The sequence below is a fragment of the Microbacterium testaceum genome (assembly GCF_001476655.1).
Lineage (GTDB): Bacteria > Actinomycetota > Actinomycetes > Actinomycetales > Microbacteriaceae > Microbacterium > Microbacterium testaceum_C.
Genome location: NZ_LDRT01000144.1, coordinates 1 through 14,421 on the forward strand (window position 1 = coordinate 1; position 14,421 = coordinate 14,421).

At 72.0% G+C, this 14,421-nt stretch carries 12 protein-coding genes and 1 pseudogene; 4 read left to right on the forward strand and 9 right to left on the reverse strand.

Annotated features, from left to right (window positions below; genetic code table 11):
- Positions 1-50: 50 nt before the first annotated feature.
- From NS220_RS16405 to NS220_RS16420, 4 genes are all read right to left on the reverse strand, one after another.
- Positions 51-395: a LysR family transcriptional regulator gene (locus NS220_RS16405; RefSeq protein WP_058625085.1), complete on the reverse strand. Its 345-nt coding sequence runs from the start codon at positions 393-395 to the stop codon at positions 51-53.
- A gap of 123 nt (positions 396-518) precedes the next feature.
- Positions 519-2,069, reverse strand: a complete 1,551-nt coding sequence (locus NS220_RS16410) for a GMC family oxidoreductase (RefSeq protein WP_058625086.1) — start codon at positions 2,067-2,069, stop codon at positions 519-521.
- Positions 2,070-2,094: 25 nt separating this feature from the next.
- Complete coding sequence (locus NS220_RS16415; RefSeq protein WP_058625087.1) at positions 2,095-3,489, reverse strand: alpha/beta hydrolase; 1,395 nt, start codon at positions 3,487-3,489, stop codon at positions 2,095-2,097.
- A gap of 272 nt (positions 3,490-3,761) precedes the next feature.
- Complete coding sequence (locus NS220_RS16420; RefSeq protein ID WP_058625088.1) at positions 3,762-4,664, reverse strand: SDR family oxidoreductase; 903 nt, start codon at positions 4,662-4,664, stop codon at positions 3,762-3,764.
- A 140-nt stretch (positions 4,665-4,804) separates the two neighbouring features.
- On the opposite strand from NS220_RS16420, the gene NS220_RS16425 reads away from it, so the two are divergent.
- Positions 4,805-5,863: a glycosyltransferase gene (locus NS220_RS16425; RefSeq protein WP_058625089.1), complete on the forward strand. Its 1,059-nt coding sequence runs from the start codon at positions 4,805-4,807 to the stop codon at positions 5,861-5,863.
- A gap of 2 nt (positions 5,864-5,865) precedes the next feature.
- Here the strand turns inward: NS220_RS16425 and NS220_RS16430 are convergent, their stop codons facing one another.
- The 5 genes from NS220_RS16430 to NS220_RS16450 all read right to left on the reverse strand — a co-directional run bounded on the left by NS220_RS16430 (position 5,866) and on the right by NS220_RS16450 (position 11,572).
- On the reverse strand, positions 5,866-6,939 hold the full coding sequence (locus NS220_RS16430) for a glycosyltransferase family 4 protein (protein ID WP_206543037.1): 1,074 nt from the start codon (positions 6,937-6,939) through the stop codon (positions 5,866-5,868).
- 136 nt (positions 6,940-7,075) lie between these two features.
- Entirely contained in the window at positions 7,076-8,224 is a 1,149-nt protein-coding gene (locus tag NS220_RS16435) for a nucleotidyltransferase family protein (RefSeq protein WP_058625090.1), read from the reverse strand.
- Positions 8,225-8,386: 162 nt separating this feature from the next.
- The gene (locus tag NS220_RS16440) at positions 8,387-9,382 is read right to left on the reverse strand and encodes a LacI family DNA-binding transcriptional regulator (RefSeq protein ID WP_058625091.1); all 996 of its coding nucleotides are present in this window, start codon (positions 9,380-9,382) and stop codon (positions 8,387-8,389) included.
- A gap of 149 nt (positions 9,383-9,531) precedes the next feature.
- Positions 9,532-10,686 (reverse strand): Gfo/Idh/MocA family protein, encoded by a 1,155-nt coding sequence (locus tag NS220_RS16445; RefSeq protein WP_058625092.1) that lies wholly within the window; start codon positions 10,684-10,686, stop codon positions 9,532-9,534.
- Positions 10,687-10,732: 46 nt separating this feature from the next.
- Positions 10,733-11,572, reverse strand: a complete 840-nt coding sequence (locus NS220_RS16450) for a class I fructose-bisphosphate aldolase (RefSeq protein ID WP_058625093.1) — start codon at positions 11,570-11,572, stop codon at positions 10,733-10,735.
- Between the two features lie 127 nt (positions 11,573-11,699).
- On the opposite strand from NS220_RS16450, the gene NS220_RS16455 reads away from it, so the two are divergent.
- From NS220_RS16455 to NS220_RS16465, 3 genes and pseudogenes are all read left to right on the forward strand, one after another.
- A complete protein-coding gene (locus tag NS220_RS16455) occupies positions 11,700-12,698 on the forward strand; it encodes an aldose 1-epimerase family protein (RefSeq protein ID WP_058625094.1) in 999 nt (332 codons plus the stop codon).
- 86 nt (positions 12,699-12,784) lie between these two features.
- A complete protein-coding gene (locus NS220_RS16460; protein ID WP_058625095.1) occupies positions 12,785-13,966 on the forward strand; it encodes a LacI family DNA-binding transcriptional regulator in 1,182 nt (393 codons plus the stop codon).
- Positions 13,963-14,421, forward strand: a pseudogene (locus NS220_RS16465) (class I mannose-6-phosphate isomerase); the annotation flags it as partial. The gene NS220_RS16460 and the pseudogene NS220_RS16465, both read left to right, overlap by 4 nt.

Genomic DNA, 14,421 nt, shown 5'->3' on the forward strand with positions numbered 1-14,421 from the left:
GGGTCGCGGGGTCGCGGGGTTGCGGGGTGGGGGCGACGCCGGGCTGCGGGTCAGCGGCCCTGGCGCTTCTTGTAGGGCTTGGGCTGGCCCTTGACGATCGGGGCGCGGCCCTTGCCCTTCGACGCCTTCGCCTTGCCGCCGCCGGGGGACTTCTGCTTCGGCGCGGCGGGCGGGGCGTCGGCGATGCGGTGGTGCGCCTCCTCGAGCAGTAGACGCCCCGCGGGGGTGAGCTGGGTGGGTGGGGTCCGCGAGATCAACGATTGCCCCACCTCCTCCTCGAGGTTGTCGATCGTCGTGTAGAGGGACGCGAGGGGGATGCCGAGCTGCTCGGCCGAGCGAGGGAAGTGCAGCTCCTCGGCGAGGACGGCGAACCGGCGGAGATGCTCGAGCTTCATGGCATCCATTCTCCCGCGTCGAACGGAGTGCCGTTGAGTGTCCTGGAAACGCCGCAACGGGGGTGCTGCAAACGGCGTGTTCTGGACACTCGACGGGGAGGCGCTGCGGTCGCGAGGGCGGGGTCAGGCGGCGGATGCCAGGAAGCGATCGGCGGTGCGCAGCGACAGGGCCATGATGGTCAGGGCGGGATTCGCGGCGATGGCCGAGGGGAAGACGGAGTTGTCGCAGATCCACAGGTTGGGGATCTCGTGCGAGCGGCCGTCGGCATCCACGACGCCGTCGGACGGGTCCAGCGACATCCGACACGTGCCGATCGTGTGCGCCGTGCGGGCGAGCACCATGGTCTCGCGGGCTCCGGCCGCCTCCATGACCCGCACCATGAACGCCGTCGCGTGCCTGTCGAGCGCCTTCTCGTTCGGGCCCGCCGTGAAGCTCACGCGCGCGCGGGGGATGCCGAACTCGTCGGTCTCGTCGGCCAGGGTGAGCCGGTTGCCGTCGGAGGGGAGGCACTCGGCGTTGATGCCGATGCCCGCCATGAACCGCGCCTGCTCGAGCCGCCGCATCAGCTCGGGACCCCAGAGGCCCCCGCCGCGCACGAGCGTGGTCGAGAAGGTCACGGGCATCACGCCGAGGCTCTGCACCAGATAGCCCCCGGCGAAATCCGCGTCGGCGGGGCGCATCATGTCCTCGCTGATGAGCGAGGAAGGGTAACCGCGGTGCCCGCGCACCGGCTCGTCGAAGCGGCCCCACACCTGCGTCGCGCCGTGCGCGAGGAAGTTGCGGCCGACCTGTCCGTTGGCGTTCGCGAGGCCGGTGTGCAGGAGCAGGCGCGGCGTCTCGACGCCCCCGCCCGCGAGCACGAGCGACCGGCAGCGCTGACGCACGTCGACGCCGTTCTGGCGGTAGACGACGGCCTCGACGTGGCCGCGCGCGTCGAGCTCGATCGCGTGCACCATCGCCTCGGCGCGGATCTCGGCCCCGGCGGCGACCGCCGCGGGCAGGTAGGTGTTGGCGGTGGAGGCCTTGGCATCCGTCCGGCACCCCTGGTGGCACTCGCCGCAGTTGATGCACGCTCCGCGCTCGCCGTGGTGGTCCTGCAGCCGCGCCCGGGTGAGGACGGCGGCGGGCGCGTCGGCCCAGCGGATGCCGAGGGCATCGCAGCCCTTCGCGACGAGGTTCGCGGGCGCATTGCGCTTCGCGGGGGCGTACGCGTAGGTGCGGTCCGGGTCCCACGGGTACGGCGTCGGACCCGAGACGCCGATGTCGCCCTCGACGCGCTCGACGTACGACAGCAGCTCGTCGGGGTCGACGGGCCAGTCGCGGCCCTCGCCCGTCTCGGTGCGGAGCGCGAGGTCCCGGCGATCCGGACGCGGGGTGAAGGCGCCCCAGTGCAGCATCGATCCGCCGACGCCCCGGCCGCTGTTGTTGGGGCCGAACGCGGTGGGGTCATCGCCACCGCTCAGGCGCTCGGACATCCAGTTGATCTCGACCGCTTCGGTCTCATCGGGCGTGAGGTCGCCGAGCGCGAAGTGACGGCCCGCCTCGATCGCGACCACGCTCAGGCCCTTCTGCGCCAGTTCGGCCGTCAGCGGCGCGCCGCCCGCGCCGGTTCCCACGACCACGACGTCGACGATCTCGTCGACGCCGTACGTGCGCATCTGCTCGATGTTCATGCCGCGTCTCCCGCCGCTACGGTGTTCATGCCGCGTCTCCCGTCGCTACGGTGCCGCCGACGCCGGCGGGCTCCCAGTCTTCGCGGCGTCCGAGCCGCAGTTCCACATAGCCCCGCATCGGGCTGCCGCCGGTGGCGAACCCGTCGTATCCGAGGCGCGCCATGCTCGCGGGGTGCGCGAGCCACTGCCGCACGAGGTCGTTGCGGGCGTCTTCGAGCCACAGCTTCAGCCGAGCCGCGTCGAAGGGGCCCTCGGCATCCGTCGTCCCCTCGATCGCGGCGCGCAGCACGTCTTCGCGCGACGTCGGGTCGGTCGGCCAGATCGCGGCGAGCGTATCGAGGCCCGCACGGTACGCCTCCGGGTCGGGAGGCAGGTCGGCGTTGCGCCACCCGTCCCCCTCGCCGCGCGCGAGCTGCGCGTCGACGCGCGCGGCGATGTCGATCGCGGGTCCGTCCTGCGGGACGACGAGGTCGGCGATCTCGCGGAGAAGCGTCAGCTGGGCGAGATCGAGCACGCGCGGGGCATACCCCCGGTCGTCGGGAATCGCGCGGAGGTTCAGGATCCCGCGCACGCGCGCATCGACCCGGTCGCCGGCGATGAGGGCGGCCCAGTCGCCGGGGACGACCGGCCCCAGGAGAACCTCGTCCGCCGCGAAGCGCGCGATCGCCTCGGAGGCCTCGGGGGCGCGCTCGAGGGGGATGAGGTGGCCCGTGTCCTCGAGCGAGACGAAGCGCGCGCGGGGATACACGGATGCCAGCAGCCCGGGCTGAGCGGCGGCACCGAGGTCGCCGTCATCCGTGCCGGCCAGCACGAGGACGGGCAGGTCGAGGGTTCCGACCTCCGCGGAGGCATCGACGCGGCTGCCTGTCTCGAGCCACGCGCGCCACGCGCCGGGGGAGGTGCGCCGGAGGTCGGCGACGGCATCGGCGTGTGCGGCGGCGTCGAGCGGCTCCGCGGTGTTCTGCGCGAGGAAGGTCTCGGCATCCTGATCCGAGATCGCTCCGTCGGCCACCCAGGAGAGCATGCGCTCGCGGCGCTCCTCGTCCATCGGCTCCGGACGCGGGGGCGAGGGCGCCATCAGCACCATTCCGGCAAGCCCCACCAGCGGAGCCTCCCCGCGGAGGACCCGGGATGCCACGAGCCCGGCGATCTTGCCGCCCATGCTGTGGCCGCCCAGCATCCAGCGCCCCCGCGCGTGACGGGCGAGGTGGTCGATGACGTGGTCGACCGTGGCCTCGAGGGACGTGTCACGGGCGTCGGCGAGCGAGCCGAAGCCCGGGAGATCGATGCCCTCGACGCGCACGCGGCCGTCGAGAAGCCCTGCGACGCGATCGAAGGAACCGGCGCTCGCGCCGAGCGCGTGGAGGAGGAACAGGGTGACGGTCTCCCCGCCCGAGGCGGTGGGGTTGTCGGTGGGCATATGTTCACGCTCGCGCACGGAGGGGGCTCGAACGGGTCGCTTGCGCGGCGGGCCGTTATGCGCAAGGGCGTCGATATCGCGCGGCGAGCGGCGGCGAGGCGGGCCGAACTCCTGAGAATCCGGGCTCTTCTGCCGCCCATCCTCGTTCGGCGGGCTGGCGCGCGCGGAAAGTCAGGAGTTTCGCACGCGATCGGGCGGCGCCGCGGCGGGAGCGCCCGCCGCGGCACGACGAACGCCCCGTCGCACGCGGGACGGGGCGTTCGCGGGGATCGTTACGGGGTGACCATGCCGCCGTTGACGTTCAACGTCTCGCCCGAGACGTAACTCGACTCCGCGGACGCCAGGAAGACGAACGCGGGCGCGATCTCGGCGGGCTGACCCGCACGCTGATAGGTGCTCTCGTCGTCGAAGTGCTCCATCTGGTCGTCGGAGACGCCCTGACTCACCTGGAGAGCCGACCACGTGGGGCCGGGAGCGACGACGTTGACCCGGATGCCGCGCGGTGCGAGCTGCTGGGCCAGCCCCTTCGAGAGGTTGTTGATCGCCGCTTTCGTCGCGGCGTAGTCGAGCCGGTCGGGGGCGGGGACGTACGCCTCCAGGGAGGCGGTGTTGATGATCGTGCCGCCCTCGGGCAGGTGCGCGAGGGCCGCCTTCGTGATCCAGAACGGGGCGAACACGTTCGTGCGGAAGGTCTGCTCGAACTGCTCGTCGGAGAGGTCGTCGACCTTCTCGACCATCACCTGCTTGCCCGCGTTGTTGACGACGATGTCCAGCCCGCCCAGGGCCTCGGCGGCGTGGGCGACGAGGTCACGGCACGCGCCGGGGTCGGTGATGTCGGTGGCGATCGAGACGCCGGTGCGGCCGGCATCCCGGATCTGCTCGAGGATGTGGTCGGCGTCGCGTTGTTCCGCGGGAAGGTGCACGATCGCGACGTCGGCACCCTCGCGGGCGAAGGCGATCGCGACGGCTCCGCCGATCCCGGAATCGCCACCCGTGATGAGCGCTCTGCGCCCCTCGAGCCGGCCGAGACCCCGATAGGTCTTCTCGCCCAGATCGGGCACGGGCGTCATCTCGGCTTGGATGCCCGGTTCGGGCTGATGCTGAACGGGCGGCTCGACGCGCGCGTACCGGGTGACGGGATTGTCGAAGGAGAACTGATCGCGATCGGAGGTCATGTCTCGACGGTAGGCATCGCCCCCGGTCGAGAACGGGGCCTTGACGTGATCCGGGATCGCCGCGCACGCGGCGCTTCACCCGCGGGTGTCGCCTGGGTCGCCCGGGCCCCGAAGGGAGACGACGTCCCTACCGTCGACGCGTGACCGCCCCCGCCACTCCCCGCATCCTGCACCTCGTCGATCGCGTGACCGGCGGCGTGCCGGTCGCGGTGCGCACGTACGTCGCGAACTCCCCCGCGGGAGTGGAGCACGTCATCGCCGCCCCCTTCGCCGAGGGGCAGCCGGCTCCGGTCTGGGCGGGGACCACGGCCACGCTCGTCGCCTGGGACACCACGTCGGCACTCAGCGCCATGCGGGATCTGCGCCGGATCCTCCTCGCGAGGCAGTACCACGTCGTGCACGCGCACTCCAGCTTCCCCGGCGTCTACGCGCGGCTGCTGAACACCGCGCGTCGGACGCGACTGGTGTACACCCCGCACTGCTTCGCCTTCCTCCGCGCCGACGTCGCGCGCCCGGTGCGCGGGATCTACCGCTTCATCGAGAAGGTGCTTCGAGGGCGAGCGACGATCGTGGCAGCCTGCGGTCCGGGCGAGAGGGCGGAGGCTCTTCGGATCGGGGTGCCTCCGGACCGCGTGCTGGTGGTGCCGAACGTCGCGTCCGTCTCCGCCGGGCCGTCCGACTCCCGGGGCCCGAGAGCGCCGGGGGCACCGGTGCGCGTCGGGATGCTCGGGCGGGACGCTCCGCAGAAGGACCCGGCGTTCTTCCGCGCCCGGGTGGCGGAGTTGCGCGCGGCGCTACCGGTTCCCGTGGAGGCCTGGTGGATCGGCGACGGATCGGACGTCGATCCCGCCGTGCACGTGACCGGATGGCTGACGCCGGTCGAGGTCGCGGCACGCTTGCGCGCGCTCGACCTCTACCTGCACACGGCCGCGTGGGAGGGGTTTCCCATCGCGATCCTCGACGCTCACGCAATGGGCCTTCCCGTTCTCGCGCGAGCGATCCCGGCTCTTCCCGGCCTTCCCCCGGAGCTCACCATCGCCGGGGGAAGGGGGAGGTTCCTGGATGCGGTCCGCGCCGGCGCCCTGGCGACGTGGAGCGTCGAGAACCACGCCGCCTGGGCCGCCTACCTGGGCGCTCGTACGCCCGGAGCCCAGCGGGAGGCGTTGGCCAGAGCCTGGGATGTGCGCGTCGGACGCTGAGGTCAGCGTCGGATCTCGGCCTGGACCTCGGCCACCACCTCGGCGACGCGTCTCGCCGAGAGGGCCCACGAATATGCGGCCTCGTTGATGCGACCTCGCCGGGAGAGCTCGGCGCGCAGGGCGGGGTCGCTGTCGAGGCGCTCCAGGCCCCGGCGGATGTCGTCGGGGTCGAGAGGATCGATCCAGAGCGCCGAATCGCCCAGGACAGCGGGAAGCGAGGCCGCTCGCGCCGCCAGCACCGGGGTGCCCGAGCGTTGCGCCTCGAGCGGTGGGATGCCGAAGCCCTCGTACAACGAGGGGAACGCGAAGGCGGTGGCCCCGCGGTAGAGCCGGGCGAGTTCGGCGTCGTCCACGCGGCCGAGGAAGCGGACCCTGTCGTCATCGCCGCTGCGCGTCGCCGCGTGGAACGCGCGCGCCTGACCCCCGACGATGAGCAGTCGCCGGATGTGGCGCAGGTCCGCTCGATGGAAGGCGGAGAGCAGGGCGTCGAAGTTCTTGTGCCGGTTGGGGGAGGACACCGCGAGCAGGTAGACGCACCCCTCGTCGTGGGCGGGGCCGTCGGCGGTGAAGTCGCCCGAGACCGCGTTGGCGACCACGCGCAGCTTCTCGGCCGGCACCCGGTAGTGCTGCGCGATCTCGCGCGCGGAGAAGTCGCTGACCGTGATGACGCGGGCGCTCGCGCGCAACAAGGGCGGGATCAACGCCCGGTAGAGAAGGCGGAACGACCGCGCGAAGCTGTCGGGATGGCGCACGTAGGTGATGTCGTGGTGTGCCACGATCTGCGGTCGATAAGTCACCGGGCCCGTGGTGGCCAGGCCCAGCAGCAGCGGACGACCCTCGCGGGCCAGATACGCCGGCAGGTCGATCTGCTCCCACGGATGCCCGTGCCGACGTCCGATCTGGCGGACTTCGACGCCCAGGTCGGCGTCGATGAGATCCCCCGGGGGCGCGACGATCACGAGCGGCGTGAGTGGAGCGAGTTCGCGAACGATCTCTCGGGCGAATCGCTGGACGCCGGTGGTGCGGTGGGTGAGGAAACGGCCGTTGACGACCGTCGGCGCATCGGACATGGTCATGCGGGCGGGCTCCGTACGGGGATCGGGCGGGAAGGAGGGGTGGCGAGGATCCTCCCGGTCTCGGCGTCGCGCTCGCCGCGACGAAGACCGAGACGGAGGTGACGGACGGGGTGAATCGTCGCATCGTCGCGGGATCTCATGATCGTGCATGCAGCCACTCGCGCACGCCCCGGCGAAGGCGGCTCCACCGCGCGCGAGTGGGATCGTCGGTGGGGTCTCCGGCGCTGTGTGCGGAGGCCAGAGCGATGTCGTCCGGTGGCCAGACGAAACGGATGACGAGGCGTGCGCGCACGATCCACGACAGCCCGCGCATCGCCACCCAGTAGGCGCGTACTCGACTCGACTCGGCGCGCCACGCCCAATCGCGCGGAGTGCCCTCGTCGGCATCGAGAGACCCGGGAGCCGCCAGCGGCGCGAGTTCGTCGCGCAGCGCGACGACGGCGCCGAGCTCCCTCGCCCGCTCGAGCGTGTCGGGGGCGCGGGCGAGCAGACGAGCGGCACCGTCGGAGATGTCGCGGGTGCGCGGCCCGGCGCCGATGACCGGTCGTACAGCGTGGATGGCGGCGAGCACGGCGTGCGTCGAGACGCGCGGCACGAGGATGTCGACGGCACCGAATCGGAGGGGTTCGGCGTCGCGGAGCACGATCTCGAACGCCGCCGCGTCGTCGATCGTGAGCCCGGGGAAGCGGCGATGGATGTCGATCTCGCAGCCCCATCGCTCCGGTCGCATGGTGGCGGTGTGATGCACCGCGGTGCCGCGCCAGGCATCGGGCTCGCGGGCCCACCCCCACGGCTCGAGCGCTTCCGCGAGGTCGTCCCACCGCGCCGGGTCGCACCAGACGTCGACGTCGCCGGAATGCTCCCGTTCGCGCAGGCCCTGCAGCATGAGCGCGGGTCCTTTCGTGAAGACGCAGCGAATGCCGTGCTCCGCGGCCACCTGGGCGGTGAGGGCGTACACGAGCTCGTGCAGGGGCGAGGAGAGGACGGGTGGTGCGAGCTGCGTCACTCGAGCCGGGTGGGTGGCGTCGCGAGTCACGATGCCGGCCTGTGCCATCTCGGAGAGGATGACGCGTTCCGCGGCCGAGACGGCGTCTTCCTGGACGGGCGCGCTGTCGATGAGGCGTCGCCAGAGCGCGGCGCCCTCTCCGACCAGACAGAGAACGTCACCGGGGACGGCCGGGACGAGAAGGACCTCGGCTCCGCGCTCGAAGAGGGCGGAACCTTCCACGTCGAGGGCTCCGTACGCGATCGCGAACCACCCATGGGCGGGTGGGGAAGAAGACATTCATCGCTCCGGGCGGGGTAGGGGGCGATCTCTCACTCTCCCGCCTGACCGAGGACGTCGGGCCCCCGCATCGCTCCCTCACGGGGGAAGCGAATCGAAAGTCACCCGTCGGATCATCCGCTCGGCGTCGAGCCGAGGACCTCGTGCCGGTGCCCGGAGGCGTCAGCCTGCGCCACCCCGGTCGACCAGCAGTGTGGGAACGAGGTGGGTGTGCGAACCGGTGGCGGGCGAGGCCGTTCGCGCGAGGATCGTTTCGGCCGCACGCCGTCCGAGGTCGGCGATGTCGTAGTCGACGATCCGGATGCGGCGCGGCAGCACCCGCGACAGCTCGAAGTCGTCGAAGCCCGCGATGTCCACGTCGGCACCCCGGGGCAGGATCGCCTCGAGGGCACCGATCGTCAAGCGGTTGTTGGCGCAGAAGACGGCGGTCGGAGGGTCGGCCGCATCGAGAAGGCTCTGCATGGCCGCTCGGGCATCGGCCGGAGTGTGCAGGTTCTGCACCACGAGGGCTGGGTCGGGTTCGCGGCCGGCGGCGTCGAACGCCTCGTGCGCTCCGGCCCAGCGCTCGGCCATGGTGAAGATGCCGGGTGCGTCCGTCAGCACGGCGATCCGGCGGTGCCCGTGTTCGAGCATCTCGGCCACGGCGGCGCGGGCGCCGCCGCGATTGTCGAGCAGGATGGCGTCGCCCGGGATGCCCGTCCCGGGACGGTCGAGGAACACGACAGGAGTGCCGAGCGCCACCTCTCGCGCCAGGTACGAATGGTCGTCGGCGGTCGGCACGACGATGAGCCCGCCGACCTGGCGCTGGCACAGGTCGAGGGCGAGGGCGCGTTCGGTGGCGGCGTCCTCCTCGCTGGACGCCATGACGAGGTGCATGCGTTCGCGCGCGGCCACCGCCGACACGGCTGCGGCGACGGCCATGTAGAACGTGTTCGACAGGTCGGCGGCGATGAAGCCGATCGTGTCGCGGTTACCCGAGCGCAGACTCGCGGCCAGGACGTTGCGGTGATAGCCCAAGCGCGCGACCGCCGCCTGTACCCGCTCGGTCATGGCCGGGTCGACGTAGGGCTCGCCGTTGATGACGCGTGAGACGGTCTTCAAGCTCACGCCGGCGTCGGCAGCGACATCGACCATGGTGGGTCGGCCGGACTTGCGCATGCGTCTCCTCGGATGATGCCGCGGAGGGCGGCGTCCTCCGAGCATAGGCAATGCGCCGGTCGTCGCCGGAGATGCGGGAGCAGGACCCCCGGGGACACGGCGATCAGGGCGCCTCGTTCGCCACGAGGCACCCTGATCGCGCGCGAGGCTCAGATCTCCGGCGCGACGAACGTCCCGTTCTCGTGCGAGGCGATCGCGGCCGCGAAGAGGCGGTGCGTGAGTGCCGCCTCGTCGGGACGGACGCAGCCGAAACCCTCGCCCAGCTCGCCCACGTACTCGGCGAGGAAGGCCGCCCACATCTGCAGGATGGCATCCGAGAATCCGGACTCGAAGTTCGGGCCCGTCACCGTGGGCCACACCGACTGGCTGCCCGCGTCGACGCTCTGCCAGCTCTGCTCGCGGCCGACACCCGGCACGTCGACGAAGGCGAACACCTCGACCTGCTTGGGGTTCTTGGTGCTGAAGCGCACGCCGCCCGACATGCCGATGGCCTCGAACTCCCACGTGTTCTTCTGACCCGGCGCGATGCGCTTGGTCTCGGTGGTGAGCGGGAAGGGCGCCCCCTCGTGGCGGGCCCAGGAGTGGATCACGGCGTTGTCCCACGTGTCGCACGGCTGCGGCGAGCCGTCGGGGCCGGGGCGCTCGGTGACGATGTCCTGCAGGACGCCGACGATTCTCTCGGGCGTCCAGCCCAGGCGCAGCGGCACGTGCCAGGTGTGCATGCCGAGGTCGTTGAGCACGCCCGCGTCGCCGCAGAACTGTTTCTGCCGCTTCCAGTTGAGGGGCTTGTTCACGTCGATGTCGCTCGAGTGCAGGAACGTGCACTTCGCCTCGACGATGCGCCCGAGAGCGCCGGATCGCACGTAGTCGACGGCCCACTGGGCGCCGGGGAAGAACGGCATCTCGCTCGACACGCGGACGAACGACTCGGGGTTCTCGTCGATCGCGGCCACGACCGCATCGGCGGCGGCGCGGTCGATGCCGAACGGCTTCTCGGCGAGGAGGGCCTTGCCGGCGCGGACGGTGTCGACGTAGAGGCGCTCGTGCAGATCGTGGCGCACGGCGATGTACACGACGTCCACGCGCGGATCGGCGAGGAGCTCGTGATGATCGGTCGTCGTCAACTGCACGGTGTCGATGCGCTCGAAGAACGAAAGCGCCGCGGGATTGATGTCGCAGACCGCCACGAGCTCGGGCTCGGCGGGGTGATCGATGAGGGCGGGCCAGCGGCGCAGCGCCGCGGCGATCTCGCGTCCCATGAGGCCGCCGCCGATGATGCCGACGCCCACCTTCTTGCCGGTCATTCGGTGCCTCCTGCGTCGGTCGGGGTGGTCGGGGTGGTCGAGCGCGTCATGCCCCACCGCCGATCAGGGCGAGGGCCTCGTCGACCGAGGCATCGTCGTGGACGACCGCCATCAGGGCCGCGGTGATGCCGGCGGGGTCGTCGTGCTGGATGACGTTGCGGCCGTAGACGATGCCGCGGGCGCCCTGCTCGAGCACCGCGCGGGTGCGCTCCAACAGGGTGCGGTCATCGACACGTCCGCCGCCGCGCACGAGAACGGGAGTGTCCCCGGCGGCCTGGATGACCTTGTGGTAATCGGTGATGTCGTCGGTCGGGTCGGCCTTGATGAGGTCGGCGCCGAGTTCGCGGGCCTGTCGCACGAGGGTGACGATCTTGGCCGTGTCGCCGTCGACGCCGTACCCGCCGGATCCGGGCTTGGTCTGCATGACGAGGGGCTCGATCATGAGCGGCATGCCGTAGCGCTCGGCGTCGGTGCGCAGCGCCAGGATCGAGCGGATGCACTGCTCGCGCACCTGCGGTTCCCCCGGCAGGTCGAGCAGGTTCACGCACACGGCGACCGCGTCGAGGCGGACGGCGACCTCGATGGCATCCGGAACGAGAACGCTGTGCAGGGGTGACTCGAGCGGGTCGCCGTAGACGTTGGCGATGTCGGTGCGCAGGACCAGTCCGGGCTTCTGCTTGCCGGGGGCGGACTGCAGCAGCGGCGCCTGGCCGAGGGTCAGCTGCACGGCGTCGGGGCCGGCGTCGACGAGCGTCGCGACGGTCTTGGCCATGTCTTCGATGCCGGTGAGGAAGTGGTGCTCGTGGAAGGCGCCGTGGTCGACGGCGACGTCGAGCGCGCGGCCGGAATGCGCGTTGAACAGGCGATTGAGGCGGGGTTTCGACATGGGGTGTGGGTCTCCGAGACGTCGTGTCGGGGCGCGGCTCTGCGCTCGACGGTCAGTATGCGGGCACAAGACAACGTTGTCAATCGCTGCTAGCGTGAATCGCGCAACGGCGAGGAAGGCGGAGCTCATGGGCGAGCTGTACGGATCCACCATCGACGAGGCGCGTCGGCGTATCGGCTCGAGCGCGCAGCTGGCGAGCGTGGAGGCGTCGGTGCGCACCGACGGGCCGGATGCCGGGACCCGGCGCCTGCGGATGATCGCGGGGGAGCTCGAGGTCGAGCTGCTGCCCGATCGCGGTCTCGACCTCGGGCAGGTGCGCCATCGCGGCGTCCCGCTGGCGTGGGTGTCGCCGACCGGATGGCCGCGGCCGGGCGCCGGGGGATTCGGCGCCTCGTTCGGGGGCGGTCTCGTGACGACGTGCGGCCTGCTCTCGTTCGGGCCCCCGTCGGTGGACGCCGAGGGGGAGCATCCGCAGCACGGACGCTACAGCGGGCTCGCGGCATCCGTCACCCGTGCGGAGGTCGCCGAGGATGCCGTGATCGTGGAGGCGACGGTCGTGGAGGCGACCGTGCTCGGCGCGCACCTCGAGCTGCGGCGTCGGGTGCGCCTGCCGTTCGGCGAGGGGCGGATCGAGTTGCGGGACGAGATCGTGAACCGCGGCGCGCGGGCGGTGGAGCCGATGGTGCTCTATCACGTGAACCTCGGCTGGCCGGTGGTGGACGCCGGCTCCGTGCTGCACTCGCCCGCGGAGCGGGTCGCCGCGCGCGACGCCGAGGCCGAGGTCGGCCTGGCGTCGTGGGCGGAGTTCCCGGAGCCCGTGGCGCACTACCCCGAGCAGGTGTTCGCGCACCGGCTTCCGGCCGATCGCCGGGTCGCCGCCGAGGTGATCTCGCGGGCGGGGCTCGGCATCCGGATCTCGTTCGACACCGCCGTGCTGCCGGGGATGTTCCAGTGGCGGGTGGCGCAGGAGGGAGCGGCGGTGCTCGGCGTGGAGCCGGCGACGGCGGCGACGATCCTCGGACGTGCCGACGCGCGGGCGAAGGGTCTGCTGCGGGAACTCGCCCCGGGGGCGGCGTGGGAGCTCGGCCTCGACATCGATGTCATCCGAGACCGACCTGTCACTTGACAACGTTGTCCCACCGGGTTCATGCTGACTCCAGCGAGTCCCGACCGAGGGGTTCTCGACCGAATGACAACGATGTCGGAGATGCGATGACGCACGAACGAGCAACGGCCCCCGCGGCCGCCGAGGCCGTGACGCCCCGGCCGCGCGCCCGGCTCATCGACGTCGCCACCGCGGCGGGCGTGAGCCCCAAGACCGTGTCGCGCGTCATCAACGACGAGGCCGGAGTGCTCCCCGGCACCCGCGACCGCGTGCAGCAGGCCGTGCGCGAGCTGGGCTTCGTGCCCGACCGCAGTGCGCGCGAGCTCAAGCGCCGCGATGCCGACACCATCGGCATCCTGATCGACGCGATCAGCGATCCCTTCTTCGCCGCGTTCGTGAGCGTCGTCGAGGAGCTCGCGGTCGCCGAAGGGCTGAGCGTGATCTTCGCCAGCACCGGATACGACGCCGCGCGTGAGCGCACGCAGCTCGACCGGCTCACGGGACACCGCTTGGCCGGGCTCATCGTCGCGCCGGTCGCCGTGGCCGCCTCGACCCTCACCGCCCTGCGCACCCGCTTCCCCGTCGTCAGCGTCGACCGCGTGCGGTCCGGCATCGACGCCGTGGTCATCGACGACTTCGGCGCGGCGGCCGAGGCCACCGCCGCTCTGATCGCCCGCGGTCACCGCCGCGTGGCCTTCATGGGCGAGGACGTGCCCTACCCGACCGTCAGCGACCGCCTCGCCGGGTACCGCTCCGCTCTCGAGGCGGCCGGGCTCTCGTTCGACCCGCAGCTCGTCATCACCCACGAACGGTTCGGTCGCGGCGAGGCCGCCGCGGCCTCGCGCCTGCTCGAGCGCGACGACGCCCCCACCGCGCTGCTGTGCGCCACGAGCCTCGCCGCGATCGGCACCGTGCAGGCGATCCGCGCCCGGGGCCTGGCGATGCCCGCGCTGATCTCGTTCGGCGACTTCACCCTCGCCGAGGTGCTCGAACCGGGAATCACCTACGTCGACCACGACCCGCGCCTGCTCGCCATCGCCGCCTTCCAGCTGCTACGCGAACGGGCCGTGCGCCCCGACGCCGGCCCCGAGCGGATCGTCGTGCCGACGCGTCTCGTGCCGCGCGGGTCGGGAGAGGTGGCGCCCGCCGGTCGGTCTGCCGCGCCGCGGGAGGAACGCAACCCTCTCCTGGCCCCGGCTGAGCCCGCACCCGCGCTCTCCCTCGTCCACCCCGAGCCGGCCGGCGACGCCGCCGTTCCGGCCGCAGCCCCGATCGGAGCCGCGTCATGAAGCCCGTCCTTTTGCCGCCGAATCCCGTGCAGCACTTCTACCTCGGCGGCGACCGCATCGCGGCGCTGCGCGGGATCGTGCCCGAGACCGACCGTCAGCCCGAGGAGTGGCTCGGCTCCACCGTGTCGCGCTTCGGCTCCGACGAGATCGGCCTCGCGATCGCCGAGGACGGCTCGTTCCTACGCGACCTCGTCACGGCCGACCGCGCCGGGTGGGTGGGAGCCCGGGGCGGACGGGATGCCGCGGACCTCGGCATTTTGGTCAAGCTCCTCGACGCGCGACAGCGCCTCCCCGTCCACGTCCACCCCGACCGCGGGTTCGCGGGCGCGCACCTCGACTGCCCCTACGGCAAGACCGAGGCGTGGTTCGTGCTCGAGACCGAGGACGACTGCGCCGTGCATGTCGGCTGGAACCAGGACGTCGACCGCGACGAGCTCGACCGGCGCCGCGACGCG